This window comes from Nocardia brasiliensis NBRC 14402 (assembly GCF_000308475.2).
GTDB lineage: Bacteria > Actinomycetota > Actinomycetes > Mycobacteriales > Mycobacteriaceae > Nocardia > Nocardia brasiliensis.
Window position 1 is genome coordinate 18793 of record NZ_BAFT02000056.1, and the last position, 27000, is coordinate 45792.

The 27000-nt window shown below is 68.0% G+C and carries 25 protein-coding genes, 1 tRNA gene and 1 pseudogene; 6 read left to right on the forward strand and 21 right to left on the reverse strand.

Annotated elements, in window-relative coordinates; translation table 11 throughout:
- Positions 1 to 15 precede the first annotated feature (15 nt).
- Positions 16 to 1476, reverse strand: coding sequence for a flavin-containing monooxygenase (locus TY25_RS17030; protein ID WP_042257389.1), 1461 nt, complete (start codon positions 1474 to 1476; stop codon positions 16 to 18).
- 95 nt (positions 1477 to 1571) lie between these two features.
- Here TY25_RS17030 and TY25_RS17035 point away from each other — a divergent pair, with 95 nt between their 5' ends.
- Entirely contained in the window at positions 1572 to 2630 is a 1059-nt protein-coding gene (locus tag TY25_RS17035; RefSeq protein WP_042257393.1) for an AraC family transcriptional regulator, read from the forward strand.
- Positions 2631 to 2636: 6 nt separating this feature from the next.
- Here TY25_RS17035 and TY25_RS17040 read toward each other — a convergent pair whose 3' ends face one another.
- From TY25_RS17040 to TY25_RS17050, 3 genes are all read right to left on the reverse strand, one after another.
- Entirely contained in the window at positions 2637 to 3314 is a 678-nt protein-coding gene (locus tag TY25_RS17040; RefSeq protein WP_042257396.1) for a hypothetical protein, read from the reverse strand.
- Between the two features lie 73 nt (positions 3315 to 3387).
- Positions 3388 to 4167, reverse strand: coding sequence for a metallophosphoesterase (locus tag TY25_RS17045; protein WP_052383022.1), 780 nt, complete (start codon positions 4165 to 4167; stop codon positions 3388 to 3390).
- 164 nt (positions 4168 to 4331) lie between these two features.
- Positions 4332 to 4769 (reverse strand): MarR family winged helix-turn-helix transcriptional regulator, encoded by a 438-nt coding sequence (locus TY25_RS17050; protein WP_042257399.1) that lies wholly within the window; start codon positions 4767 to 4769, stop codon positions 4332 to 4334.
- 85 nt (positions 4770 to 4854) lie between these two features.
- Here TY25_RS17050 and TY25_RS17055 point away from each other — a divergent pair, with 85 nt between their 5' ends.
- Positions 4855 to 5502: a TIGR03086 family metal-binding protein gene (locus TY25_RS17055; protein WP_042257402.1), complete on the forward strand. Its 648-nt coding sequence runs from the start codon at positions 4855 to 4857 to the stop codon at positions 5500 to 5502.
- Between the two features lie 16 nt (positions 5503 to 5518).
- On the opposite strand, the gene TY25_RS17060 is transcribed toward TY25_RS17055, so the two are convergent.
- The 4 genes from TY25_RS17060 to TY25_RS17075 form a co-directional block, all read right to left on the reverse strand.
- On the reverse strand, positions 5519 to 6262 hold the full coding sequence (locus TY25_RS17060; RefSeq protein WP_042257405.1) for an RluA family pseudouridine synthase: 744 nt from the start codon (positions 6260 to 6262) through the stop codon (positions 5519 to 5521).
- A 54-nt stretch (positions 6263 to 6316) separates the two neighbouring features.
- Complete coding sequence (locus tag TY25_RS17065; RefSeq protein ID WP_042257408.1) at positions 6317 to 7324, reverse strand: adenylate/guanylate cyclase domain-containing protein; 1008 nt, start codon at positions 7322 to 7324, stop codon at positions 6317 to 6319.
- Positions 7325 to 7422: 98 nt separating this feature from the next.
- On the reverse strand, positions 7423 to 8589 hold the full coding sequence (locus tag TY25_RS17070) for an alpha/beta fold hydrolase (protein WP_042257410.1): 1167 nt from the start codon (positions 8587 to 8589) through the stop codon (positions 7423 to 7425).
- 300 nt (positions 8590 to 8889) lie between these two features.
- Positions 8890 to 12144 (reverse strand): ATP-binding protein, encoded by a 3255-nt coding sequence (locus tag TY25_RS17075; protein ID WP_201773678.1) that lies wholly within the window; start codon positions 12142 to 12144, stop codon positions 8890 to 8892.
- A 112-nt stretch (positions 12145 to 12256) separates the two neighbouring features.
- On the opposite strand from TY25_RS17075, the gene TY25_RS17080 reads away from it, so the two are divergent.
- Entirely contained in the window at positions 12257 to 13135 is an 879-nt protein-coding gene (locus TY25_RS17080) for an alpha/beta fold hydrolase (protein ID WP_042257413.1), read from the forward strand.
- A gap of 43 nt (positions 13136 to 13178) precedes the next feature.
- Here the strand turns inward: TY25_RS17080 and TY25_RS17085 are convergent, their stop codons facing one another.
- The 6 genes from TY25_RS17085 to TY25_RS17110 form a co-directional block, all read right to left on the reverse strand.
- A complete protein-coding gene (locus TY25_RS17085) occupies positions 13179 to 14540 on the reverse strand; it encodes a permease prefix domain 1-containing protein (RefSeq protein ID WP_042257416.1) in 1362 nt (453 codons plus the stop codon).
- Between the two features lie 2 nt (positions 14541 to 14542).
- Entirely contained in the window at positions 14543 to 14905 is a 363-nt protein-coding gene (locus tag TY25_RS17090; RefSeq protein ID WP_014981603.1) for a PadR family transcriptional regulator, read from the reverse strand.
- Between the two features lie 92 nt (positions 14906 to 14997).
- A complete protein-coding gene (locus TY25_RS17095; protein ID WP_042257419.1) occupies positions 14998 to 15489 on the reverse strand; it encodes an SRPBCC family protein in 492 nt (163 codons plus the stop codon).
- 101 nt (positions 15490 to 15590) lie between these two features.
- On the reverse strand, positions 15591 to 16808 hold the full coding sequence (locus tag TY25_RS17100; RefSeq protein WP_042257423.1) for an RNA polymerase sigma factor: 1218 nt from the start codon (positions 16806 to 16808) through the stop codon (positions 15591 to 15593).
- Positions 16805 to 17140, reverse strand: a complete 336-nt coding sequence (locus tag TY25_RS17105) for a YciI family protein (protein ID WP_014981606.1) — start codon at positions 17138 to 17140, stop codon at positions 16805 to 16807. The genes TY25_RS17100 and TY25_RS17105 overlap by 4 nt, the downstream gene beginning before the upstream one ends.
- A 49-nt stretch (positions 17141 to 17189) precedes the next feature.
- Complete coding sequence (locus tag TY25_RS17110; RefSeq protein WP_042257425.1) at positions 17190 to 17777, reverse strand: TetR/AcrR family transcriptional regulator; 588 nt, start codon at positions 17775 to 17777, stop codon at positions 17190 to 17192.
- A gap of 209 nt (positions 17778 to 17986) precedes the next feature.
- Here TY25_RS17110 and TY25_RS17115 point away from each other — a divergent pair, with 209 nt between their 5' ends.
- Both TY25_RS17115 and TY25_RS42720 read left to right on the forward strand, forming a co-directional pair.
- On the forward strand, positions 17987 to 19147 hold the full coding sequence (locus tag TY25_RS17115; protein ID WP_042257428.1) for an acyl-CoA dehydrogenase family protein: 1161 nt from the start codon (positions 17987 to 17989) through the stop codon (positions 19145 to 19147).
- A 40-nt stretch (positions 19148 to 19187) separates the two neighbouring features.
- Positions 19188 to 19309 (forward strand): annotated as a pseudogene (locus TY25_RS42720) (acetyl-CoA C-acyltransferase); the annotation flags it as partial.
- Between the two features lie 83 nt (positions 19310 to 19392).
- Here the strand turns inward: TY25_RS42720 and TY25_RS40610 are convergent.
- The gene (locus tag TY25_RS40610; protein ID WP_052383023.1) at positions 19393 to 20352 is read right to left on the reverse strand and encodes an HNH endonuclease; all 960 of its coding nucleotides are present in this window, start codon (positions 20350 to 20352) and stop codon (positions 19393 to 19395) included.
- A 101-nt stretch (positions 20353 to 20453) separates the two neighbouring features.
- Between TY25_RS40610 and TY25_RS17125 the strand changes: the two genes are divergently transcribed.
- On the forward strand, positions 20454 to 20723 hold the full coding sequence (locus TY25_RS17125; RefSeq protein ID WP_146154094.1) for a hypothetical protein: 270 nt from the start codon (positions 20454 to 20456) through the stop codon (positions 20721 to 20723).
- A gap of 40 nt (positions 20724 to 20763) precedes the next feature.
- Here the strand turns inward: TY25_RS17125 and TY25_RS17130 are convergent.
- The 6 genes from TY25_RS17130 to TY25_RS17155 all read right to left on the reverse strand — a co-directional run bounded on the left by TY25_RS17130 (position 20764) and on the right by TY25_RS17155 (position 26975).
- A tRNA-Arg gene (locus TY25_RS17130) sits at positions 20764 to 20836 on the reverse strand.
- Between the two features lie 123 nt (positions 20837 to 20959).
- Complete coding sequence (locus TY25_RS17135; protein ID WP_052383024.1) at positions 20960 to 21832, reverse strand: SAM-dependent methyltransferase; 873 nt, start codon at positions 21830 to 21832, stop codon at positions 20960 to 20962.
- A 106-nt stretch (positions 21833 to 21938) separates the two neighbouring features.
- Complete coding sequence (locus tag TY25_RS17140) at positions 21939 to 23294, reverse strand: S41 family peptidase (protein ID WP_226887071.1); 1356 nt, start codon at positions 23292 to 23294, stop codon at positions 21939 to 21941.
- An 86-nt stretch (positions 23295 to 23380) separates the two neighbouring features.
- Positions 23381 to 24205 (reverse strand): hypothetical protein, encoded by an 825-nt coding sequence (locus TY25_RS17145; RefSeq protein ID WP_042257437.1) that lies wholly within the window; start codon positions 24203 to 24205, stop codon positions 23381 to 23383.
- A gap of 75 nt (positions 24206 to 24280) precedes the next feature.
- A complete protein-coding gene (locus TY25_RS17150; protein ID WP_042257439.1) occupies positions 24281 to 25750 on the reverse strand; it encodes a flavin-containing monooxygenase in 1470 nt (489 codons plus the stop codon).
- An 82-nt stretch (positions 25751 to 25832) separates the two neighbouring features.
- Positions 25833 to 26975, reverse strand: a complete 1143-nt coding sequence (locus tag TY25_RS17155; RefSeq protein WP_042257442.1) for an acyl-CoA dehydrogenase family protein — start codon at positions 26973 to 26975, stop codon at positions 25833 to 25835.
- Between the last annotated feature and the right edge of the window lie 25 nt (positions 26976 to 27000).

Consider the following 27000-nt stretch of genomic DNA (forward strand, 5'->3'; position numbering starts at 1 on the left):
CCGCGCCGACCCGCCTCAGCCTGCGGAGGTGAGGGTGTAGTCCGCCGGGTCGAGCTTGCGGAGGTGACGGCGGTAGCTGGTCTGCGAACCGGGCCAGTTGTTGGTGATCCGGCCGGCGGCGTTGCGATACCAGCTCGAGCAGAAGTTCCACGGGGTCCGCGCCAGCCGCTGCTGGAGCGCGTCGTTGAATCGCTGCTCCTGGTCGGCGCGCACCTCGAGCCGCCGTCCGTCGCCGAGCAACGCGACCGCCTGACGGATATACCGGGCCTGCGATTCGATCATGTAGATGATCGAACCGACCCCGAGGTTGGTGTTCGGGCCGTAGACCAGGAACAGGTTGGGGAACTCCGGCACGGCGATGCCGTAGAAGGCATGCGCCCCCGCGGCCCAGACATCGGACAACTTGCGGCCCGCGCGGCCGTAGATGTCCATGGGCCAGAGGAATTCGGTGCCTTTGAAGCCGGTGCCGTAGATGATCACGTCCGCCGGGTGCACGGTGCCGTCGGCGGTGCGTACGCCCTCGGGCACCACCTCGGTGATGGCGGTGGTCTCCACCTGCACGTTCGGCTGGGTCAGGGCCGGGTAGTAGTCGTTGGAGAACAGTCCGCGTTTACAGCCGATCGGATAGTCCGGGGTGAGCTTGGCCCGCAGCTGCGGATCGGTCACCTGCTTGTGCAGATGCCGTTCGGCGATGCGCGCCACCAGCCGGGCGATGGCCGGGAATTCCACCAGGCCGAGCGAGACGAATTCCGCGATCGCCCACCAGCCGAACCGCTCGACCAGCAACGCGCCGGGCAGGCGGGCGAACAGCCGGTGCTGCACCGGCGAGTAGTCGGTGTCGAACTTCGGGATGACCCAGGCCGGTGTGCGCTGGAACAGCGTCAGTTCGGCCACTCGCGGCTGGATCTCGGGGATGAACTGGATGGCGCTGGCGCCGGTGCCGATACAGGCCACCCGCGTGCCGGTCAGGTCGACCGCGTGGTCCCACTCCGCGGAATGGAACGCCTTGCCCGCAAACGTGTCGAGGCCCGCGATATCCGGCAGGGCAGGCCGGGACAGCTGGCCGACCGCGGGGATCAGCACGTCCGCGGTGTGCGCGGTGCCGTCGGCGGTGTGCACCGTCCAGCGGCCGGTCGCGTCGTCGAACTCGGCATGCGTCACGTCGGCGCCGAACCGGATGCTGTCGAGCACGCCGTTGCGGGCCGCGACACCTCGCAGGTAGTCGTGGATCGCGAGGCGTCCGGAATAGCGCTGCGGCCAGTCCGGCTTCGGCTCGAAGGAGAACGAGTACAGCGGGGACAGCACATCACAGGCGGCGCCGGGATAGGTGTTCTCGCGCCACACGCCGCCCAGGTCGGCGGCCCGCTCCAGAATAGTGATGTCGGGCAAACCGTTGCGGCGCAACTCGATCGCCATCCCGATTCCGCCGAACCCCGCGCCGATGATCACTACCGACGGCTGCCGCCCTGCTGCCATGTGACACTCCTCACGGGATGCAGTTACCTCCACTCTAAGTCCCCACCACCCACCCGATCGACAAATTCGGCCACCCTGTCCAATACTGTGGCGCTGTGGAACGGGTGCAGGATCCGGGGATCCGTGACTGGAACTTTCCGCGCGGGATAGCCAGCGTGGCGCTGATGGTCGCCTACGCGGGGGAGCACGGCGTGCCGACGGGGCGCATGCTCGCCGGGACCGGGCTCACCGAATCGTTGCTGCGCGACCCGGACGCGCAGATCGCCGCGCATGTGGAGCTCGCGGTGATCCGCAATCTGGTGCGCGAACTCGCCGCGCGGCCCGCGGTGGGGGTGGAGGTGGGCCGCCGCTATCGGATCACCACCTTCGGCATCTTCGGCTTCGCGTGCGTCAGCAGCCCGACCCTCGGTGAGGCGATCTCGTTCGCGCTGCGGTACCTCGAATTGAGCTTCACCTTCTGCCTGCCGGTCGCCGAGTGGCGCGAGGGCGAGTTCGTGGCGTGGGTGCACGACGAGCTGATCCCCGCCGACGTGCGCCAGTTCCTGGTGGAGCGCGACGTCACCGCCATGCACCAGGTGATGAGCGATCTGCTCGGCAGGCAGTTGCCCCTGGCCAGGGCCGAATTCCGGTTCCAGGAACCGGCGTATGCGGACCGGATCGAAGAGGTCACGGTGGTGCGCCCGCGTTTCGGGCGGCCGCGCAATCTGTTCGCCATCGACCCGGCGGTACTGGATCAGCCGCTGCCGCAAGCGAACGAGCAGACCTGGGCGATGTGCCTGGCGCAGTGCCGTGATCTGGTGCACCGCAGGCGTGCCCGCACCGGTATCGCCGCCGAGGTGCGCGCGCTGCTCGTGCCCGGCGGGCTGGAGGGCTTCACTGCGCCACCCGGAATCGATTCCGTCGCTCGCGATCTCAATATCAGCACGCGCACCCTGCGTCGTCACCTGGACGCGGCGGGCACCAGCTATCGCGCGCTGCTCGATGAGGTACGTCGCGCGCTGGCCGAGGAAATGCTCACCACCACACCGCTTTCGGTGAGCGATGTGGCGATTCGGCTCGGTTACGCCGAATCGTCCACCTTCATCTACGCGTTCAAACGCTGGACCGGTGCGACCCCGGCCGCGTACCGCAGGGAACGCGCGCTGCGTCGTTGAGCCGGTTCAGGACTCTTCGCCGCGGCCGTCTCTGCTGCCCGCGTAAGCGAATTCACGTACCTTGCCCACGGCCTTGGGTACCAGGTCCACACCGTCCGGGGTGTTGAGCATCGGATCGTAGAAGTCCGTCCGGTGTTCCTGCGGTTCGGCGAGGCGCAGGGTCAGCTCCGCCATGCGTAAGGTTGGTGTGCCCAGGCCGCTCGCCGTCAAGTCGAACGAGAGGGCGTTGTCGCGCAGGTATTCCCGTAGTTCGGCCAGCGAGGCAGTGGTGGGCTGATCGGGGTCGGGTTCGGCGAAGAACCAAGTGGGTGAAGAACTCCCGACCCGGTACGGCATCAGGCTGCCGTACCGCGCGTGCACCCAGCCGCGAGCGGGCGTGATGACGAACCGGCCGAGCGCGCCGCGCCCCGTGGTCGCCAACGCGAAATCCCAGGGCCGGTCGTGACTGTCGAGCACCCGGAAGGCGAAGCCGAGCACGTCGGGCAGCCCGCCCGGCGTGCCGACGCCTTTGGACAGGCGGGCGATGACGGCGCGGTCCCCCTCGCCGAACAGGGTGGTGAATTCGCCTTCCGCACGCAGCCGACCGGACAGCGGCAGGCCGTTCGGATGAAAGACCCTGGCCCGCCGCAACCGGGCTCCGGCGGCGAAGGCGGTACGTACTGCTGACGCGGCAAGATCCGGCATCGGAGTTCCTTCTCTTCGAGGGACACTGCTATCCCTCGACTGCCCGGACCCGCCGCGGCTAAACGGCGTCCGCTCAGCTGGGCGGCACGCCGACCCGGCCGCCCATCGGCACGCTGCGGAAATGGGTTGTCAGCCCGTGCTTTTCGTCGATGATGTGCAGCGCAATCGCCGGGTCCGGCGCGTAGTCCATCACGTGGTCCGGCGGGTCCAGTTCCCACTCGCCGCCGAGCACGGACGCGGTGCTCGGCGCGACGAGCAGCGGGCGGCCCGCGAAGGTCGTCGTGGCCGCGGAATGCGCGTGACCGGTGAGCACGGCGATGATGCGCTCGTCGCCCGCGACCAGCTCGGCGAGCTTCTCCGGCTCCGCCAGGGCGATCTCGTCGACGATCGGGCTGAACAGGTGTGCGGGCGGATGATGCAGGGCGACCAGCACCGGCTTGTCCGCCGGCGCCGCCGCGAGCAGGTCGCGCAGCCAGGCGTAGGTGTCCTCGGTGAGCAGGCCACTCGGTTCACCCGGAATGCTCGAATCCAGCAGGGCGACGGTGAGATCCCCGATCCGATGGGTCTGGTTGATCGGCGCGGTCGACGCGGCGGTGCCGAGCAGGACGCTGCGGAACGTCGCGCGATCGTCGTGGTTGCCCGGGATGGCGTACACCGGAATGTCGACTTCGAAGGCGCGCCTGGCCTGCTCGTACTGTTCGGGTTTGCCGGAATCGGTGACATCGCCGGTCACCAGGATCGCGTCCGGCCGGTGGCGCAGGCCGGTGAGAAAGGCCATCACCCGCTCGACCCGTGCGGCGTTGCGGGCGCCGAGATCGAAATGGGTGTCGCTGACCTGGGCCACCAAGATCATCGGTGTTCGCTTTCTCTGGGGGATCGCTCCGTTGCGTCAGAGTGTGCCCGCCTCCCGTGCGCGACACGGTACAAGGCTAGTTGACCTGCGGCTTAACCGTCGCCATGAGGCTCACCACCAGCGGAAACGTGCGCGGTGGTCTGTGTCGGCGGTCATAGCGGGGTTCAGTTCGGCTCGTCGGTGACCAGGGCCGCCAACCGCTGCAACGAGCGGAGGAAGACCCGGCGGTCGGCCGCGGGCAGCCGGCTCAACCAGTGTTCTTCCTGCTGCTGGATATCGCGCTGGGCGCGGTCGCGCAGCTCGCGTCCGGCGGCGGTGAGCGACACCAGATTCACCCGCCGGTCCGCCGGATCCGGTTCGCGCCGAATGAGTTCGCGCTGCTGCAACTCGTCCAGCACGCCGATGATCCGGGTCTTGTCCGCACCGATCGCCTTGGCCAGCGCGGCCTGCGTGTAGACGGGTTCCCGGCCGAGGCCGAGCAGGACGGCGTACGCCCACATCGACAGCTCATGGCGTTGCAGGACAGGCAGTTCCGCCGCCATCAGCGCGCGGCCGAGCGGCGCGATCATCGCGGCGAGGTCGGGTCGGCGTGCTTCGGACATGGATAGAAAGTACTGCTTGCGAGATAATAAGCTCACGCATACGATATGCACGAGCTTATTAATTGGCACCGTCAGGAGAACCGAGATGTCCATTGATCCGGATACCCGTACGGAATTGCGCACCCTCGACGCGCTGGTGCAGGAGGTCGACCTCGTCGCGTTCGACGCGCAGGCGGTACGAGCCAGTGTCGCCCTGGTCGAGCAGGTGACCGACGCCGATCTCCGGAAGCCGACACCGTGCGCCGATTGGACCTTGCACGGGCTGCTGACGCACATGATCGCCCAGCACCACGGCTTCGCCGCGGCGATGCGCGGTGACAGCGACCCGGCCGGGTGGAAGACCCGCGCGCTCGGTGCCGACCCGGTGGCGAGCTATCAGGCCGCCGCGACGGACGTCCTCGCCGCGTTCGCCGAACCGGACGTGCTGGACCGCAAGATTCTGCTCACCGAATTCAGCGCCGAGTTCCAGTTCTCCGGCGCGCAGGCGGTGAGCTTCCATTTCATCGACTACGTCGTCCATTCCTGGGACGTGGCAAAGACTTTGGGACTGCCCGTGCAGTTCGAGGCGGACCTGCTCGACGCCGCCTACTCCGTCGCCGCGGCCGTCCCAGGCGGTGAGATCCGCTTGGCTCCCGGCGCCGCCTTCGGCCCCGAGGTCGCGTGGTCCACCACGGACCGCCTCGACCGGATCGTCGCCATGCTCGGGCGCTCCCCGCAGTGGCCGCGCGACTGATCCGGGACGCCGGTGGCTAAAGGGCGGCGAGCAGGCGGGCGGCCTCGTCGGGCGTCGCCTCGACCGGGAGCCAGAACCCGGCGTCCGGTGTCGCCTCGAGCGCGAGTTCCGGTGGCGTACGCCAGGATGCGGTCAGGCCGAGCCGCCAGGAATGCAGGTAGGTGCGCTCGTGGGTACCCGATTTGTCGAAGAGCGGATCACCGACGATGGGGTGGCCGATCCAGGCCAGTTGCACCCTGATCTGGTGCCGGCGTCCGGTGATCGGGCGCAGCGCGAGCACCGTGCGCTCGGCCCGCCGCAGCACCGTGGTGAACTGCGTGGTGGACGGGTACGACTTGGTGTCGAGCAGGTCGGCGTCGTCGACGAACCAGCGGTCGCCGACGCGCTGGATGCACTCGCGCGGGGCCGCGATCCGCACCCGGTTCTTGCGTCCGACACTGAGCGGTAGCTCCAGCGTCCCGGACTCGGGCAACCCGGCCGACTCGACGATCGCCAGATACCCCTTTTCTGCGGTCTGCTTGTTGAACTGCCTGGTCAACTGGCCGTGCGCGCCGAGTTCCTTGGCGAACAAAATCAAGCCGGAGGTCACCTTGTCGATCCGGTGCACCGGATAGAGCGTTTCGCCCGCCGCGGCCGCCAGTTCGACGAGATCGGTATCGTGCCGCTCGCCGGTGACCGAGATGCCGGCGGGCTTGTGCAACGCCAGTATCGCGTCGTCCTCCGCGACGAGGCAGCGGGTGCGCAGCTCGGACCAGTCCATTTCCACCGGGATGAGGATACGGACGGCCGGTCGCCGGGCCGTTGCGCGCCCGGTTCAGCTCTTCTTCTCGTTGCGCCGCAGCACATGTGGGCGTAGCCGGTTGAACCCGCGCACCCGCACGCTGCGCAGGTTCTTGACGATGAACTCCGGCTCGCCGTCGAGCGCGTTGGCAGCCTCGTCGTCGATCATCACCGTGCCCGGCCGCGCGACACCGGTGAGCCGGGACGCGATGTTCACGACCGACCCGTACAGGTCGCCGAACCGTTGCAGCACCGGCCCGTACGCCACCGCGACCCGCAGCTCGGGGGTGCCGCCCACCATCATGGTCGACTCCTGGATGGCCAGCGCGATGCGGGCCGCGTCGGCGGCGTTGGTGGCGGCGAACATCACCTCGTCGCCGACGTTCTTCACCACCCAGCCGCCGTTCTCGGTGATCGCGGCGGTGGTGGTGGACTCGAACGACTCCAGCAGCAGCGACAGCTCGTCGGGGTGCAGATGCCTGGTCAGCCGGGTGTACCCGACCATGTCCGCGAAGCCCACGGCCAGATCGCGCACGGTCTCCCCGGCCGAGGTGCCGGGGTCGAGCGAACGCGACAGCGCCGCGGCGAGGTGGCGACGCCACGCGTAGCTGTTGAGCTGCTCGAGCGTGGCGATGGTGCCCTCGGTCGCGACGCGGACGGTTTCGGTGGGGTCCGCGTTCGGATCGGCGGCGGCGATGCGCGCGCCGATCTCCGCGAGCACCAGATCGACCTGCCATTCCGCCAATCGAGCCATGCCCTGGCCGAGCGTGCGCGCGGTCGCCGCCTGCTGCCGTGCGTCGGCGGAGGACAGGACGTCGAGGGTGCGGAAGTTCTCCACCGCCGCGATATCGGCGTCGGTGTAGTCGACGGCGTCGTCGTCCAGCCCGGCCGGGAAGCCGAGCGCGGTCCACAGCCGCTTGGTCAGCGTCGTGGTGCTGTCCGACTGCTCGGCGACCTGGGTGCGGGTGTACTGCCGCGGGCCGTCGAGCAGATACGCCTCGACAACCGCCTGCACCAGCTCGGACTTCTCGGTGGGCACCATGTCCGTACCTTACGACGGGCCCGGCCGCGGCCGGTGTGAACACCGTCGCAATTGGGTGACCTCACAGCGGCCGGGCCGTGGCGTACTAGCGACTCCCGTTATCGCTGGGCCGGGGTGGCCTTGATATGGGCGAGGAAAGTGTCGAGGGCGGACCACATCTGGGGGTTCAGTTGGGTGTGCGTGCCGGTGCCCGTGACCGTGCGGAAGTCGGCTCCGTTGGCGGCGAGCTGAGCGGCGAGCGTCCCGTGTAAGGGGGACGGGACCGTCGTGTCGGTGAGGTTGACCAGCAGCAGGATCGGGGCATCGTAACCGGAGGTCGGCACCGTCAGGTAGGAGTCATAGGCCGCGCGAAGGGTGCTGTCGGACAACGACTTCGAGAGCAGCTGGCCGATGCCCAGGCCGTCCACCCTGGCTTCGATCTCCGGCTTGCACATGGTGCCGATCTCGTCGATCACGGTGCGTCCCAACGGGCTGAGGAACTGATTCACGTCGACATCGGGCCGAGCGGCGCGCAGGCCGGCCAGGATGCTGGCGAAGAAGCCGAGGGTTTCGCTGGTGCCGGGTAGCGTCGGAATGCCCGGCCCCGCAATGGGAAGCACCTTCTCGACATCGGATTCCGGGTCCACCGCGACGGTCCCGCGGAAGTCGAGTTCGGGCACGTAGGTCGATTGCAGGTGGCCGGTGCCGAGGGCGGCCTGCCCGCCCTGCGAGAGGCCGAGTACGGACCAGGTCTCGGACAGTTCCGGCCGGGCGGAGCGGGCGGCGCGCAGCAGGTCGAGGGTGGCGGTGGCCTCGGTGCGCACCTCGAGATACGGGTGCGGACCGGTGTCGAAGAGGCCGAGACCGAGATAGTCGGGCGCGACGACGGCGAAGCCCTGGGCGACGAGATGCTGCATGATCCCGTCTTCTTCGGCGTGCCAGTGCGAGGCGGGCGCGGTGCTTGGATCGGATTCGCCGCCGCACCCCTGCCCGAGTCCGGTGGTGCCGTGGTCGAACGCGACGATCGGCCAGCCGTCTGCGGGTGGGGTGCCGGGCGGGACGAACAGTGCACCGCTGGCCGGCTTCGGGGTGCCGTCGGAGCCGGTCATCCAATAGCTGATCGCGGACCCATCGGCCATCCCGTGCCAGCCGTCAGCTTGCGGTGTCACCTGAATCAGCATCCCCGGAGTTTCCGCGGCCGCGGGAGTGGCTTGCAGGGCGAGTGCGGTGCAGGCCGTCGCTGTGGCGACGGCGACGGAACTTTTCCAACCACGAAAAACGCGCATCGAGAACCCTCTCCACCTTATTGGACGATCGTCCAGTTGAAGATCAGATCAGGCCGGTTGTGTATCTACCACATCGTGGGATGGCGAACTGTAAGCAAACCCACGTTACCCGGGCCGGCGACGGGCGGCCCGGAACGCGCCGGTTCGCGGTAACGCTTCATCGCGGTGGTGACGTGGGATGTCCGGATGACGGTCGGCGCTGGGGTGTACGCCATTGCGGGCCACGATGTGCTTGGTCGACCATGTCCAAGGTGTTCTGCGGCGGGAACGTGCAGGCGCGTCGTTGCCTGCGAGGTCGCGTCAGGTCTGCTGCTGGATGCGCCTGGTCAGCGCTCTGGCTTGCCGCCGATGCTCCGTCGATGGACGGCCGAGTGCGGTCGCGAGGTCCGCGAGGTAATGCGCGACGGGTTCCAGGGCGACCATTCCGCTGCCCGCGCCCGCGAGTTCGGTTGCGGCGGGGAGCAATTGGTCGTAGCACCGGAGCATGATCGCCTCCTCGCCCAGGGCGAGCGCGGCGCGCGCGGTGAGGCAGGTGCGGAGTTCATACAGCAGGTCGTGCGGCGAGTCCGGCGTCGCCAGCAGCGCGACCGCCGCTTCTTCGCGAAGGCCGCTGTCCAACAGGGCTATTGGCCGAATCCACGGTTCGTATGGCCCGTAGTGCTCGGTGGCGGTCGGGTCGGTCGGTAGTCCGTGGCGCAGTCGCAGGCAGCAGAGCGCGAGGGGGAGCAGGCCCTGTTCGACGCCGGGCATGCCGCTACCGCCGAGGCTCTCCGCCGCCGCGCGGTAGGCGGTCTCGGCCTGCGCGGGGCTGCCGGTGAGGGCGGTACGCAGGGCCGCGAACCACTCCGTGAACACGCCGACCATCGGTAGGTCGTATTCGGCCGCCAACCGATCCGCGGCGGCCGCGTGGTCCGCGGCGGCCCGGAGATCAGCTGTGGCACAGCTCGATTGGAGGGCGATGAGATGGCCGAGTACCGCGAAGGAGATCAGCCGGTGTTCGCCGCCGAGCGCGACGAGTTCGTCGCCGATCCGGCCACGTTCCGGGCTGAGGCCGGCGCGCTGGAAGGTGTGCATGAAGCGGCCGTTGCGGGCGAAGGCCAGCAGAGCGGGATCGTGCAGCTCCCGGGCGATCCGTTCCGCTTCCGCGGCGGCGCGTACTCCCCGGTCATCGGTGGTGCCACGGAGCTCCAGCGCCAGCGTGGTGCACAACCGGGCCCGCAGCTCGCGACGCTCGGCAGGCAGTCCGGAGAGCGCGCGCTCGGCGGCCGCGACGATATGCTCGGCCAGTTCGGGATCATCGTTGGTCGTCCACACAGCGGGGATGTCGAACGCGCTCAGGATTTCTGCGGTCAGCGCGGGGTCGCCCCACTCTTCGGCACGGGTGATGGCCACGCGGCGAAACGCCCGTGCCTCATCCAGCGCGCCGGTAACCGCCAGCACGCGCGCGAGTCCCGTCGTCGCGGCGAGTTGGGCGGGCAGATCGGGGGCGGGCGATCGGTCGAAGGCTCCCAGAGCAGCCCGCCACAGGCGTACTGCTTCCGCCAGCGCGAAGCCTTGTTCAGCAGCACGGGCCGCGGCGCTCGCGTACGCGGCGGCGCTCGCGGCGGTCGCCCGGCTCTGTGCCCGGACGAAATGGTGTGCCAGTAGGGAAACGTCTGTGGTGCCGGCCATTTCGAGCAGCGCGCCGATCTCACCGTGCCACCGGGCGCGGCGTGGGCCGCTGATCTCGTGGTAGACGGTGTCGCGGACCAGCTCGTGGGTGAAGCGCAGCGAGCCGTCCGGCAGTTCGGTGAGTAGGCCGACGGTTATGGCCTGGTCCAGCGCGTCGAGCGCGGACTCCGCGTCCCCGAACACCTCGAGGAGGACCTCGCGATCGATGTCCGCGCCGAGCACGGCGGCCTGCTGCACCACGGTCTGCGTGGCCGGCGGCAGTGCGGCCATCCGATGGCGGATGACCGCACGGACACCCGCCGGTACGGTGTCGTACGCGGTGGCTCCTTCGTCGCGCAGCAGTCGCGCCAGTTCACGGACGAAGAACGGATTGCCATTGCTGCGCCGGTGAATTCGGGAGCCGTAGCTGTCCGCGATCTCTGGTCCGGCGATCTCGCGCACCAGCGCGACGGTGTCGGTCTCGGGCAGCCCGCCTAGGTAGATTCGTACGGGCTCAGTGGGGGCCACCTTCCCGAGCAGGGCGGTGAGTTCGGTGCCGATCTCCGTGCTGCGGTAGGTCGCCAGGACGAGTACCGGGCCCGCTGTGCGGTTGGTGGTCAGCGCGGCGAGCAGGTCAAGTGTCTCGGCACCGGCATTGTGCAGGTCGTCGAAGACCAAGAGCACGGGCGCGCCGCGCGCCACGACTGCTAGCTCTGCGACGGCGGCCCGGTGGAACAGGAACCGGGCCTCGGCCGGATCGGCACCCGCGAAGGCCGGGCGCGATCGATCGGTCTCCGATTCCATTGGCGCGGGGTCGGTTTCGTCGGCGCTCGCGGCCAGATCCGGATCGGACCGGCTGTCCGCCAGCGCCGCACGAATCCTCGTCCACGCCCAGCCGGGTGGGACACCCGTGTCCGCCGGGTTCTCGCCGAGCGCGACACGCCAACCGTCCTCGGCAAGCATGGACGAAATCGCTTCGGCAAGAGCGCTTTTACCGGCACCGGCTTCGCCGGAGAGCAGCACGAGGCGGAAGAGTCGCTGGCGTTGCACCGTTTCAGCGGCCTGGCGCAACGCGTCCAGCTCTGTCGCTCGCCCGAGGAAATCGGTTCCGGGCGAGGGGATTCGAACCGATGCCGGAACGGGCCGCAGCTGTGGGGCGTGCGCGAGAATGTCCGCTTCCAGCTGTTGCAGGCCGGGGCTCGGATCCGTACCGAGTTCGGTACGCAGGAGCCGGCGGACGCGGCGCAGCGCGGCCAGCGCATCGCTCTGCCTGCCCGACCGGTACAGCGCGAGGGCGAGCAGCTGCCAGGCGTGTTCCCGCAGCGGATGTGCGGCGAGCAGCGCATGCAGGCCGGGGACCGCCTCGGCAGGGCGAGCGAGGTCGATCAGCGCGGCCGCACGGTGTTCGGCGGCGAGCTGCCGGAGGCCGTCCAAGCGATCGATTTCCGCACGCGCCCAACCCTGTTCGGCGAACTCGGCGTAGGCAGGGCCGCGCCACCGGGCGAGCGCGCCATCCAGGGTCGTCAGCGCGTCGGCGTTGTCGCCTGCTGCCAGCAGTTCGGCGGCTCGGCCGACCGCGGTGCCGAAATCGTCCGCATCCACCGTGTCGGCGCGTAGCGCGTAACCGGGTGCGACGGTGACCAGCACCGTCGCCGGGCTGCGCGGTGCGCGGTCCGGTTCGAGGAGCCGCCGCAGTTCGGCCACGAACGTCTGGAGCGCACCCACCGCGCCTTGCGGCGGGTGCTCCCACAGGTCATCGATCAGCTGATCCGTGGTGACCATACGCCCGTGCGCGACGAGCAACCGGGCGAGCACGGCCCGATGCCGCGGGCCCTTCAGCGGCAAGGGTTCGCCCGCCCGCTCGGCACCGACGGGGCCGAGCACGTGGAAGCTCAGCCGCGCCACGCGACCGGTCCGGCTTGCTCGGCGACGACTGCGCTCAGTCGCTGCTGATTCGGTGCTGAGCGCGGGCGAAAAGACTGTCCGGCGTCACCAGCAACCATCGGAAGGACACCTCATGACATCGGAGATTACCGGATTCGACTACCGCCGCATCGCCGTCGGCGACGGGGTCGAACTCAATGTCGCGGTGGGCGGTGCGGGTCGCCCGATCGTGCTGCTGCACGGTTTCCCGCAGACCCATCTGATGTGGCGGCACGTCGCGGCCGACCTGGCGGCCGATCACACCGTCATCTGCCCTGACCTGCGCGGTTACGGCGACAGCGACAAGCCGGCCGAGACCGGCGGCAGCGTGTACGCGAAGCGCACCATGGCCGCGGACGTCGTCGCCGTGGCCCGGGCACTCGGCCACGAACGCTTCGCGGTGGCGGGGCACGACCGGGGCGCGTTCGTCGCCATCCGGGCCGGTCTGGACCACCCCGCGGCCGTCACCCACCTGGCCTCGTTCGACGTGCTGCCGCTGCTCGACACCTGGGACGTCATGCACGGCGTGACGGCCGCGGTCGGGTTCCACCTCTTTCTGATGGCGCAGCCGCCGGGCTTGCCCGAGGCGATGATCGCCGCCACGACGGATGACTTCTTCGGGTACTTCCTCGATGCGTGGACGCGGGATCCGGCCGCCATCCCGCCGGAGATCCGCGAGGTCTATCTGCGTTCGTGCGCGGCCGCGGTGCCCAGCATCGTCGCCGATTATCGGGCTTCGGCCGGAATCGACCTCGAACACGATCGCGCCGATCGTGCCGCGGGTAACCTGCTCCGCATGCCGGTGGCTGTCCTGCAACAGGATTGGGGGGCCGCACTCGGCTTCGACGCCGAAGCGCTGTGGCGCGCTTGGGCTCCCGACCTACAGCACACCACTGTGAGCTGTGGTCACTTCATGGCCGAAGATTCGCCGGCCACCGTCACCGCGGCCCTGCGCGCGTTGCTGACCCGCTGAGCCTGCGGCGAGGTCCGGGCGCCGGCCGCGGACCTCGCCGGGCCTAGCGGAAATCGAACAGCGGCGGGAAGACCAGCACCACGACCCAAGCCCAGATGAGGTACACCGCAAGGTATCTCGTCTGCCAGCGCTCCAGCCGCGCGAACGTCTGCTTGTGCCGCAGGAACCCGAACAGCAGCCAGGCCGACCAGGCGAGGTTGGTCAGCAGGATGACGTTCTCGCCGAGCGCCGCGATCTTGTTGGGGGTGGAACCGTATTCGGTGATGCGGCCGGTGATGGCGGCGAGCACCAGCACATCGATGATCAAGGCACTGACCACCAACGCCAGTTGCAGCTTGTCGAACAGTCCCGGCGCGACTTCGGGATCCCGGGCCGAGATGGCGTAGAGCAGCAACCCGAGCACGACGACCAACAGCAGGTCGAACAGGATCAGCACATCGCGATCCACGTCGATCCCGGTGCTGCTCAACCCGATTCCGATCAGCAGCGCCAGCAGCGCGACCGTGAACAGCGGCGTGAACACCCTGGTGAGCACCGGTGCCATGTTCTCGACCACGCTCTGCTTCGCCTCCACCAGCCAGGCCGCGACGACGACCGCGGCGACGGCGCCGCACGGCATCAGCCACATCGAGACGAAGTCCTCGGCGTCGACGCCGATGGCGTTGAAGGTGCCGACGGTGAACGCGGTCAGCACGCCGCCGCCCAACGCGATGAGCACGAAGTAGACGAACCATTCGCCGGTGAAACGGATGAAATCCATTCGCCTGCGGTCGGATCGCCAGTCGCCGCCCATATACGCGACACCGGTCACCAGCCACAGCGCCAGCGGCAGGTGAATGGCGGTGAGTACCAACGACTGTGACGAACTGTCCAGCGGGTAGGCGTTCGCGCCGACCGCGCCGATGACGAACACCAGCGCCAGTACCGCGACGAGGCGCGGATCGAGCCGGCGCCGGATCGCGAAATACGCCGCGAGCGGCGCGAGTCCGAACAATGCGATATTCCTGGCGTAGAGTTCCGGGTTCTCGTCGAAACCCGCGCCGAACAGCGACGGCACCTTGATGGCGATCGCGGCGGCCGCCGCGCACCCCACCATGGTGAACAGCGTCGTCCGGTCACCCGTCGTGGTCGGGGAGTCCGAATCAGGCGTCAGCACAAGCTGTTTCCACAATCGCCCCGAGTGCTCGCGGGCGAATTCCCGGGACAGCTCGTCCTGGCTGCCCATCCGTTTCACCGCGACGAGGAAGCCTTCGTCCGGCTTCAGGCCGAGACCGGTCAGCTCGGTGATGGTGCTGCGCAGATGGTCTTCCAGCTCGTCGGTGTCGGTCGTGGCCACCGCCCGCCTGCGCCGCATGTAGCCGCGCCACTGCGCGATCTGTGCTTCGAGTTCGCTGTCTGCACTCATGGTTACGCCTCCGCCGGACGTGCGGTCATCGGTCCCTGGGCCAGCTGCCAGATCCCGTCGAGGGCCTCGACCACCGCGGCCCACTGCCGCCGATGCTGGACCAGTTCCCGGCGTCCCTGCTCGGTGATGCGGTAGTACTTCCGCCGTCGGCCGCCCTCAGGGGTGTCCCAGAACGATTCGATGTGCTCGATCCGTTCCAGCCGGTGCAGCAGCGGGTAGAGCAACCCGTCGCTCCACTCCAGTTCCCCGCCGGACAGCTCGCTGATCTGCTTCAGGATCGCGTACCCGTAGCTCTCCTGCCGCGCCAAGATGCCCAGTACCAGCGGTGTCGCCGAAGCCGCCACCAAATCCTTGGGTATGTGCACGTCACCCACCTCCTAACCCTAGATCTGCTAGGGATAGTAGCTCTAGGTATGAGGCCGCGCCAGGAATTGTCCCGGCGCGGCGTCGAAGGGGGTCAGGAGTGGTAGCGCAGGATGGGTTGGCCGGTGCCGGTGGTGATCAGTTGCGGCAGGCTGGTGGCGATGTAGAAGGCCCAGCCGCGGGAGCAGGACTCGAAGCATTCGGATTCGGCGGTCAGGCCCTCGTGGGTGAAGTTCAGTGTGGTGCCGCCGGGGGTGGGGACGAGGTCGAAGACGACGTGGGTGTCGGTCCACTCGTGCTGGTCGTCGACGAAGGTGAGGCACGAATCCACGACGTGCCAGACCATCCGCCGGCCGGGCACGACCTCGGTGATCCGGAATCGGCTGAAGCGGATGCCCTTCTTCTCCTTGACGGTTTCCCCCGCGTACGCGAAGTCGTCGTTGAAGATGAACTCGTCGTGCAATGCGGCGGTATCGCCGATGATGTTCGCGTTCCACCAGCCGCGCACGTCGGTGATGGCGGCGAAGACCTCGTCCGGGGTCCGGTCGACGGACATGGTGGCGGTCATGTGCTCGGTGTTCGACATTGTCTTACCTCTCTCATCGGGTGGTTTCGTCCCACCGACGAAGGAGGTTGCGCCGGATCGACATCGGCGCGAAAAAAGTTCCGACTATTTTTGCGGCAGCCTCAGAGCGTGCGCAGTCGGTCGGCCAGATAGCGGCGTTCCGCGCTGGTCGGAGCCAGTTTCAGGGCCGCCTCGTAGGCGGTGGCGGCCTCGTCGGCGCGACCGTCCCGGCGCAGCAGATCGGCTCTGGCCGCGGGCAGCAGGTAGTAGCCGTCCAGCCGGCCGGAGGCGTCGATCTCGTCGATGAGGGCGAGCCCGGCCGGGATGCCGTCTGCCATCGCCACCGCCACCGCGCGATTGAGTTCGACCACCGGTGACGGAGCCAGCCGGGCCAGCTCGCCGTAGAGCGCCACGATCTGCGGCCAATCGGTGGCCGCCGCGTCGGGTGCGGTCGCGTGGCAGGCCGCGATCGCGGCCTGCACCTGATATGGCCCCGGTCGCCGCGCGGCCAAGGCTTCGTCCAGTGTTCGCACGCCCTCGGCGATCAGCGCGTGATCCCACCCGGACCGGTCCTGGTGTTCGAGCGTGACCAGCATGCCGTCGTCGGTGCGCTGCGCGCGCCGCGCCTCGAGCAACAGCATCAGGGCGAGCAGGCCGCGCGCCTCCGGTTCGGTGGGCAGCAACCGGACCAGGACCCGGGTGAGATAGATGCCCTCCGCGGTCAGTCCGCGGTGCCCGTCCGCGTCGTCGTAGCCCTCGTTGAAGATCAGATAGAGCACCGCGAGGACGGCGGCGAGCCGCTGCGGGAGCACCTCCGCGGGCGGAACCCGGTACGGGATACCGGCTTCCACGATCTTGCGTTTCGCCCGTACCAGGCGCTGCGCCATCGTGGACTCAGCGGTGAGAAAGGCCTTCGCGATCTCCGCGGTGGTCAGGCCGGTCAGCGTGCGCAGGGTGAGGGCGACCCTGGCCGGAAACGGCAGCGCCGGATGGCAACAGGTGAAGATCAAGCGCAACCGCTCGTCTGGCACCGCTTCCGGATGCGGTTCGAGCGGATCCCTGGCCAGCACCGCGAGCTCGCGCACCTTGGTGGCCGTCGCGGTGTTGCGCCGGAGCCGGTCCGTCGCGCGATTGCGCGCTGTTGTGGTGAGCCACGCCCCCGGGCGGTTCGGGATCCCGTCCCGTGCCCAGGTGGTCAGCGCCGCGGCGAACGCGTCCTGCGCGCAGTCCTCGGCGAGATCCCAGTCCCCGGTCCATCCGATGAGCGTGGCCACCACCTGGCCCCACTCGTCGCGGTACGCCGCGGCGACCGCGGCCCGAACCTCTTGGGGCGCAGTCATTCCCACACGGGGCGGACCTCGATGCAGCCGCGGCTCGCGTACGGGTGCAGCGCCGCGAGTTCGATCGCCTCGTCCAGATCCGCGCATTCGATGATGTCGATGCCGCCGATGAAATCCTTCGTTTCGGCGAACGGGCCGTCGGATACCAGCGTTTCGCCTTCGCGCACCCGCACGGTCGTCGCGGTCGCCACCGGTCGCAGTCGCGCGCCGCCCAGGCTGCGACCGCGCCGCGCGACCTCCGCGGAGAAGGCCTGATGCGCCGGATCCGCCGCGATCTCCGCCATGCTCGGCGCGGAGCTCTCGTCGTCGCAGATCAGCAACACATATTTCATGCCCTCAATATGCCGGACCCGCCGCGGTTCCAGCGCCGGAAGACGCGGATCAGTCCTCGAGGGTGATCGACAGGTGCGGCTTGGCGGTGTCGCCCGGGGCGGCGACCCGATCCCAGACCGCGTCGATCAGCGGGGCCAGCAAGAGCTCGCCGAGCTGGCGCACGAGGATCGCGATCACCTGCGTGGATTCGCGCCGCCGGGTGGAGGCGAGTCCGGCCTCGCGCAGCGAAACCACTTCGGAGCGAACGAGTTCCACCAGCCGCTCCAGGAACTGCGACTGCGCGGGCTCCGGTTCGAGGAGGGCGCGGCGCAGGTAGTTCACCACGGCCGGGTTCTCCCGCAGCATCTCCCGCACCGCCTCGTCGCGCGCGGACGCCACCTCGGCGGGCGTGCCGCTGCCCGGAATCGAATGCACGGCCTGATAGAAGTACTCGCCGACCAGCTGGTCCACCGCGTCGCGCAGCCCCGCCTTGGTCTTGAAATGGTGCTGGACCAAGCCGAGGGTGACGCCGGCCTCGGCAGCGATGGCACGCAGCGAGACCCGGGATTCGCCGTACTGGGCGAACAGATCCATGGCCGCGTTGCGGATGCGCGCCTTGGCGGTCAGGTCATCGTTGGTTGCCCGTGGGTTCAGCATCAGCTCTCGGTTCGTCGATTGTCCGCAGATCTTACGTCGGGTAATGGTCCCGGCCGCCCGCTGCGCCACGCGGCGGTGAGTGTCGTGTGAAGTCGGTCACTGACATAGATATGCGTACAACCGACATGGTTACGATACATGTGTATCGTGCCGGGAAACGGCTGTCGCGATGACGCAACTCCCTCGATCGGAAAGTAGAGAGAACGACGATGTCCGTACTCTTCCCCGACTACCGCCCCACCTGGGAAACCGAGCAGCATCGTGAACTGCGCAAGCACGCGGCCGAGTTCTTCCGCAAAGAGATCGTGCCGAACCGCGAGCGCTGGACCGAGCAGCACATGGTCGACCGCGAGTTCTGGAACCAGGCCGGTGCGGTCGGCCTGCTCGGCCTGGACCTGCCGGAGGAATTCGGCGGCGCGGGCGGCGATTTCGGCTTGCAGGCCGTGGTGCAGGAAGAGTTGGTCTACGCGCACGACAACGGCTTCGGGTTCTCGGTGCACTCGCCGATCGTGTCGCACTACATCTACACCTACGGCAACGAGGAACAGCGCCGGCGGTGGCTGCCCGGCATCATCAGCGGCGAGTTGGTGCTGGCCATCGCCATGACCGAGCCCGGCACCGGATCGGACCTGCAATCGGTGCGCACCACCGCGATTCGCGAGGGCGATCACTACATCGTCAACGGCTCGAAGACCTTCATCTCCAACGGCACCCACTGCGACCTGCTGGTGATCATCGCCAAGACCGATCCGTCGCAGGGGGCGGCCGGAGTCTCGCTCATCGTCGCCGAAACCAAGGACCTGCCCGGCTTCGAACGGGGCCGAGTATTGGCGAAAATGGGCCAGCACGCCCAGGACACGCGCGAGCTGTTCTTCTCCGATATGCGGGTGCCGGTCGCCAATCTCCTTGGCGCGCAAGAGGGCCTGGGCTTCTACCAGCTGATGGAACAGCTTGCCCGGGAGCGGCTGATCATCGCCAGCCTGTGCTCCGCGCTGGCCGAGGCGGCGGTGCTCGAGGCGTTGCGCTACTCGAAGGAGCGCGAGGCGTTCGGGCGGCCCATCGGCAAGTTCCAGCACAACGCGTTCACCCTCGCCGAGTGCAAGACCGAGGCCCTGGCCATCAAAACCCTTGTCGACCATGCGATTCAGCAGTACATCGACGGGAAGAACGATCCGGCCACCGCGTCCATGGCCAAGCTGTTCGCCGCCGAGACCTGCGACAAGGTGGTGGACCGCTGCCTGCAGCTGTTCGGCGGCTACGGCTACATGATGGAGTACCCGATCGCCGCCATGTACACGGGTTCTCGGGTGAACCGCATCTACGGCGGCACCAGCGAAATCATGAAGGAAATCATCTCGCGGTCGCTGTGACGCGCCCCGGCTCCGCATCAGACATCGAAGGGATCTCGGCATGACCACCGAGGCATACGTTTTCGAGGCCATCCGCACCCCGCGCGGCAAGGGTAAGCGCACCGGCTCGCTGCACGAGGTCAGCCGATCCCCCTGGCGGTCGGCCTGATCGAGGAGCTGCGCAGCGGAACCGGCCGCCGCTACGGTGCGCGGTTCAGCGCACCCGAAGGCCAGCGCGCCGAGTAGGGGTCACGCGCGCAGCGCGCTCACCCACGACGGAAGACGGTACTGCGGTGCCACGCAAAATACGGTTCCGAACCGGCTTTGTGTGCACTGCAAGCCAACCCGGTCAGCGCTGCCAGGCGGTCACGAACCGCGGGTGTGGTCGCCGCGTCGCTGATGATCAGTCGACCGCTGTCATCGACAGAGACCCATCCGTCCTCATACAGAGCGTCACAACCAAAGGTGCACGCGAGCATCGCCACATTGGACAGGTCACGGCGTTCGTCGGGCGTGCAATGCCGCCGCTTCTTGATGTGCGCAGCAACCAGCAGCCCTGTCGGGAACTCGTGTCCGCAAAGTGCACAGACACCGATCTCGCCTGAACCGCACAGGATTCGACGCAGTCGTGCCTGCTCGCGCCGTATCTTGACGCGAGCATGGCCGTCGGTCTCGCCCACCGGTTCTTCGGCCACGAGCGCAGCCCCCGACCGGGAGAGGTCGGTCGCGAGTTGCTCGGCGTCGGCCGCAGCGTAATCCGGGACAGTGATGCGCAAGAGCACCCGTTTGCGGTTGTTGCCCTCCTTTTTCGAGGCCGATGTGAGCCCGACCCGCCCTTGCGCCCGGGTGAGTTCGAGCCGCAATCGGGCAATGTCTGAGACGTTCGCCATCACGATCGGACTGCTGATCAGCTGACGTTCGGTAGCTTCAAGTCTGGTCGCGTTCGCCGACACGACTTCCGCCCCCGATATCACTGCTTCCAGCTCACGCAACCGCCCGAGCAACAGTTCGAACAGCGGCACATAGTCGCTGTTGCGCGGTAAGTCGCTACCGACGACCCGGCCACCGGCACTCTCGATGATCAACGAGAACGCATCCCCGTCGGCCACCACAGAGAACTCCGCATTGAGCTGCTTGCCATCAGCTCCCTCGGCACGACGGCGTACCGCCGGATCGATGGCCACGGGGTCTTCGATGACGCTGCTGGAGGCGTCGACTGCTTCCATACTGCGGACTGTAGCTCGGTGCACTGACACTGCTAGGCCTGCCGGCCGATGCAAGTGCCTAGCCACGTCCCGACGGGACATTATCTCCCAATCTTGGGGTCATGGATTCGGTGCCCACCTCTGGCATGGTGGTCGGCATGCGAAATGTATGGAGATCATTTGCAGCCTCTGCCGCGGCGTTGGTTGTGGTCGGGGTGGTGGCGGGCAACGCGAATGCCGAAGGCATGTTCATCGGCGAGTATCAGACTCAAGGGGAGTGCGTGCGCGAGGGGGAGAAGTGGCAAGCGTGGTACGGCAGCTCCGACACTCGACCCGACTGCGTCTACGGTCAGCAGGGCAGCGGCTGGCAACTGTGGATCCGCTCGATCTGACGGGTACGACTCGCCCGCGAATGACCGTATGACCGTTCTGTGCCCTCGGCAGGATTCGAACCTGCGACACCCGCTTTAGGAGAGCGGTGCTCTATCCCCTGAGCTACGAGGGCTGGCCGGGATGGCTCCCGGACGTTCGGGAGTCTACCGGGTGGGGGTGGGAGACGCTGCATCCGCTGGTGAGGGGGAACTGGGGGCGGGGTTGGCCGGGTGGGTGCGCCACCAGTTCCTCCTGATCATGAAGGTTTGACGGCGACGGCGATGATGTAGTCGGTCCAGGGGCCCCAGAGGGTTAGGGCGGGGCGGCTGAAGGCTAGGCGGAGGGCGGGGTTCACGCGGCGCATGTCGGGGTCGCGGAGGCGTTTGGAGAGGTAGTCGGCGAGGGGGGTGTAGACGTGGCGGCGGATGGAGTAGGTGACTACGTCGGTGAAGCCTGCGGCGCGCAAGGCTTGGTGGTAGCGGTGGATGTCGAAGACGTTGCCCAACGGTGGGCGGTTCGGGAAGGCGGTGCGGGGGACGATGTCCGCGGTGACGAGTTTGCCGCCGGGGCGTAGGACGCGGTGGGCTTCGCGGAAGAACTTGGGGTAGGACGGGAAGTGGAAGGCCGATTCCAGGGCGGTCACTTTGGTGCAGGACTCGTCGTCGCGGGGGAGATCGATGGCGGAACCGTATTCGTATCGAATGCGTTGGGCCAGGCCGAGTTCGGCGGCGCGTCTGGTCGCGATCTCGATCTGTTCGACGGCGATGTTCATGCCGATGATCTGTTTCGGCGCGAATTCCTGCGCCCACAGGAAGTCCTGGTCGCCGTAGCCGAAGCCGATATCGAGCTGGATGTCGTCGGGGCCGAGTTCGGCTTCGCGGCCGACCAGGCGCGCCAGGTCGCGGCTCGCCTCGTCGAGGGTGGCCGGATTGTCGCGCCAGTAGCCGAGATTGATGAACAGGGAGTCCTCGCCGAACAGGTTCTGGGGGCCGACCACGTCGTACACCCGGCCCACGCGCTGGCCCGACGGCAGCAGCGGCACCTTCGCCCATTCGTAGCATTCGCGGGCCCAGCGCAACGATCGGGTGCCGAAGTCCTCGACCGGGATATCGGCGGTGGTCAACGTCATGGAACCTCCCGACGTGCGGCCGGGCGGGCGCCGGCCGATCTCGATGTCAACAGTCTGAGACAGTTGTTGCAACGGCGTCAAGAGGGGGCTGTGCGGTTGGAGAAGATCAGCCCAACCAGTGCAGCGCGCGGTCGAAGGCGGAGTCGAGATTCCGCGCGAACTCCTCTTCGGTGAAGACGGGCTCGCTCAGCTCGGGCGGGATGCCCGCCCCGTCGAAGGTCCGCCCGTCCGAGGTCAGGAATTCTTCGTTGGGCAGGCCGAACCACCAGTCCGCGTATTTGGCGCCGGGCAGCTTGCGCTGCATGACATCGGAGAAGACGCCCTGCGTCGGCTCGCCGATTCGCGTTGTGCGCGAGGGGCGTTCCAGCATCGCCTGGGTGAAGGTCTCGCCTGCGCTGATGGTGGAGCCGCCGGTGAGTATGGCGATGGGGCCGGTGAAGGAGGCGCGCGCGGGCTCGACGCGCAGCGGCTGCGGGTCGGTGTTGCGCGTCTTCTTCGCATAGGCGAAATACGGGCGATCGGTGAGGCTGGAGGCCAGTTGCAGGCCCAGGCTGTCTGAGCCGCCGCCGTTGATGCGCAGGTCGAGGACCAGTCCGCGTAGTCGGCTCAATCTTTCCGGTGTGAAGATCGCATCGAGGGCGCGGGCGAGTTCGGCACTGTCGGCGGCGAAGGTGCGTTCGGTCGTGTAGCCGCTGGAGGCGGAAATCCGCAGGTAGCCGTGGTCTTGTCCGGGTATGTCCGCGTAACCGATGCGTCCGTTGGCGTATTCGGTCAGCGGGTGGCCGGCGAGATCGCGCCGCTGGACGAATTCCTTGACCTGCTGGTCGAATGCCGGACCGGGCATCGTCGTGCCGGGCCGGGTCGTACCGAAGAGTCCGAGGTCGCCGGCCGAGACCGCCACGTGTGCATCGTGCAACGGCGCGATCATGTCGCGGAACGCGGTGAACAGCGCGTCGTCGTCGCCCTGTTGTTCGGCGTGCACCGCGCGATCCCGGAACCGATCCCGGACCTGTTGCCAGTCAACACCTTTCGTGGCAAAGAACGGGTAGTTCTCCTGGAAGGTCTGCCAGAGCACGTCGAAGGCGGGCGGCTGCTGCGGGTCGTTGCACAGCGTCGGCAGCACGGGCAGGCGGCGCAGCGTGCGGTCGCCGGGTGAACCGTCGATGTGCAGGGCGGCTCGATCGGGCGAGCCCGCCGCGCGCACAGTGAACATGTCTTTGCCCTCGGTGACGAAGGTCGCGGGATCATCCGTGCGGGTGGCGGTCTCGTCTTTCAGACAGCTGAGCGAGGTCGTCTGAAAGGTCTCGAGCACGTTCTCGTGGATCGAGAGTGCGGTGCCGTAGTCGGCGACCTGCCAGAAACCGGCGGGAAACTCGGCCGCCTCATCCGGCCCGCATGCCGCGCTGATCGCGCCCGTTGCCACCAGTGCGGCCGTGACAACCGCGGTTCGATTGCGCTGCATGATCATTCGACCACCGTCCGGCATCGGGCCGGTCGATCACAACCGTGCAGACAGGCGTCCCCGGGTGTGGTCAGCTCTACCGTGACTCAGAACCCGCCGTCGAACCCGCCCCCGTCGAATCCACCGCCATCGAACCCGCCCCCGTCGAATCCCCCTGTGTCACCACCATATTCGGCCCCGGAGTCATACCCCGCATCTCCGAAGCCGCCCGGATCGGCATCGAGCCCACCGCCCGCCGCCAACCCGTCCTGATACCCGTCTCCGTATCCACTCTCGAACCCCTGTGCGCCATAACCGATCCCGGACATCCCGGAGAACAGCGACGAGAACAGCAGGGCCGACCCGAGGCCCCAGGCTCCGCCGATCAACGCGGGCTTCCACCACGGCTCGGAGTACCAGCCCGCGGGAACAGGCCGACCGGCGACGCGACCGCCGGGGAAGTAGTTGGGCGTGGCCGCGGACGGATTCGGCGAAGCGGCGATCTCCCGGCCTTCGTGCTCGATGACCCGGTTCTCGCTGACCTTGCCCGCTGTGTCCTGTCCGTCGAGGGTGGGGATGGCGGGGCCGGGATCCATGCCCATCGCGCTGCGCGCGGCCTGGGTGTAGTAGAGCCCTTCCAGTGCGGTCTGCTTGGCCAGCCGGGCCTGGGCCGGCGTGCGGGCCTGATCGAGTTGCGACCCGGCGGCGAGGTGTCGCTCGGAGGCGTCGACGAGGGCCTGCTTGGCGGCGTCGTTGGTGCCGCTCAGGTTGTAGATCTGCCCGCCGAGCCGCTCGTTGACCTGGCGGGCGTCGGCCAGCGCATCGGCGAGTTCGGTCGCCGCGCGCTGGGTGCGCTGCCGGGCCTGCACGAGGATGAGCGCGCCCACCGCCACGATCACCACGACGATCAGGAGCCATAACACGGTGCGCACCTCTTCTGTAGCCGGTCGGCGAATACCGTCCAGTTTACTGGGCGCTTGCTGAGACTCAGCTGAAAGCGGTGGCCGCTAGCGCACCGCCGCGGCCTGTGCCTCGTCGTAGTCGGCGGTGTCGAAAGTCCTTGTCTTCCAGCGGTACAGCACGGTGGCGCCGGGCCAGTTGTTGGTGATGCGGCCCGCCGCGTTGCGATACCAGCTGGAGCAGAAATTCCAGGGCGTATCTTTCAGCCGGCGCTGCAACCAGTCGTCCCAGGCCTGTTCGGTGCTCGCGCGGGCCGCGAGATACCGGCCCGGCCGGTCGGTGAGGTACTGCACCACCTGACGGATGTAGCGGGCCTGCGATTCCAGCATGTAGATGATCGAGCCGGAGCCGACATTGGTGTTCGGGCCGTACATCATGAACAGGTTCGGGAAATGCGGCACGGACAGGCCGAGGAAGGCGCGTGCGCCGGCGTCGCCCCAGACGTCGGCCAGCTTGCGGCCGCCTACGCCGTAGATATTCATCGGCGCCAGGAACTCGGTGCCTTTGAAGCCCGTGCCGTAGACGATGACATCGACCTCGTGCTCGACGCCGTCGGCGGTCCGGATGCCGGTCGGCGTGATCGCCTCGATCGCGGTGGTCTCCACCGTGACGTTCGGCTCGGCCAGTGCTGGAAAGTATTCGTTGGAGAACAGGCCGCGCTTGCATCCCGCCGCGTAGTCGGGTGTCAGCTTCGCGCGCAGCTCGGGATCGGGAACCTGCCGCTCCCGATGCCGATCGGCCAGCGCGATCACCGGGGTCTTCATGCCCGGGATGTCGGTCAGGGCGAGGGCGAGCACCTCGAACAGCGACCAGATCGCGAACCGTTCGGCGAGCCGGGTCGGCGGCAGATACTTGAAAACCGCCTTGTGCGTGTCGCTGTACTCGGTGTCGAACTTGGGCAGCACCCACGCCGCGGAACGCTGGAACAGCGTGAGGTGCGCGGCCGTGGGCTGGATGCGCGGAATGTATTGGATCGCACTGGCTCCCGTGCCGATGCAGGCGATCCGCTTGCCGGTCAGCTCGACGCTGTGGTCCCATTCCGCCGAATGGAACGCCGGTCCCGCGAAGGTGTCGATGCCCGGGATGTTCGGCATGGCGGGCCGGGAGAGCTGGCCGACGGCGGGCACGAAGACGTCGGCGGTGAACTCGGCGCCGTCGGCGGTGCTGATCTGCCACTGCCCGGTCGACTCGTCGAATTCGGCATCGGTCACCTCGGTGCCGAACCGGATGAACCGGGTCAGTTCGTGCTTGTCCGCGACCGCGCGCATGTACGCGTGGATATCACGCTGCTCCGAAAAGCGGCGCGGCCAATCCGATTTCGGTGCGAACGACCACGAGTACAGCGGCGACGGCACGTCACACGCGGCGCCCGGATAGGTGTTCTCCCGCCAGACGCCGCCCAGATCCGCGGCCTTCTCCAGGATCGTGAAGCTGTCCACCCCGGCCCGCCGCAGCTCCAAAGCCAGGCCGAGCCCCGCGAACCCGGCCCCGATGATGATGATGGACGGCGTAGTCATACTCCGAGCGTATGACTCGAATGCCCAGTTCCGAAGACATCCGCGGTCAACGAATCGACATTTTCGGCCAGTCGGCCGCGGTTCAGTTGCCCGCGAGTTGGCGGGCGATGACCAGGCGCTGGATCTGGTTGGTGCCTTCGAAGATCTGCATGACCTTGGCTTCGCGCATGTAGCGCTCGACGGGGAAGTCCTGGGTGTAGCCGTAGCCGCCGAAGACCTGGACGGCGTCGGTGGTGACCTTCATGGCGGCATCGGTCGCGACCAGTTTCGCGACGCTGGCTTGCCGGGAGTAGGGCAGTCCGGCGTCGCGGCGACGGGCGGCGTCGAGGTAGGTGGCGCGAGCCGAATCGACGGCCGCGGCCATGTCGGCGAGCACGAAGCCCAGGCCCTGGTGGTCGATGATGTGGCGGCCGAAGGCTTCCCGCTCCTTGGCGTAGGCGACCGCTTCGTCGAGCGCGCGCTGCGCCAAACCCGTTGCGACGGCGGCGATGCCGAGCCGACCCGAATCCAGCGCGCTGAACGCGATCGAAAGTCCTTGTCCCTCTTCGCCGACCAGCCGTTCGGCAGGGAGGAACGCGTCGTCGTAGGCGGCGGTGGTGGTGGGCACGGCGCGCAGGCCCATCTTCTCTTCGGGTTTGCCGAAGCTCAAGCCCTCGGTGTCGCGCGGCACGAGAAAACACGAGATGCCGCGCGAACCCTCGCCGGTCCGCGCGAAAAGTGTGTAGAAATCGGCCTTGCCGCCGTTGGTGATCCAGGCTTTCGCGCCGTTGATCCGGTACCCGCCATCGACTTTCGTGGCCCGGCAGCGCAGCGCCGCCGCGTCGGAGCCCGCGTGCGGCTCGGAAAGGCTGTAGGCGCCGATGGTTTCGCCGGACAGCATGGTCGCCAGCCAGCGCTGCTGCTGTTCCGCGGTGCCGAAGGTGAACAGGGGATGGCAGGACAGGCTGTGCACGCTCACCGCCACCGCGACCGCGGCCCAGCGCGCCGCGAGCTCCTCCAGCACCTGCAGATACACCTCGTAGGGCTGGGCGCCGCCACCGAACTCTTCCGGATACGGCAGACTGAGCAGACCGGCCGCGCCGAGCGCGGGAAAGACGCCGTCCGGAAACGTTCCCGTCTTCTCGCACTCGACCACCCGCGGCTCGAGCACCTTGTCGGCGATATCGCGGGTCAGCTCGAGCAGGTCCCGAGCCTCGGACGTCGGCAGCATTCGATCCACTGGCATGCCCCCTACGCTAACGCCAGATCGG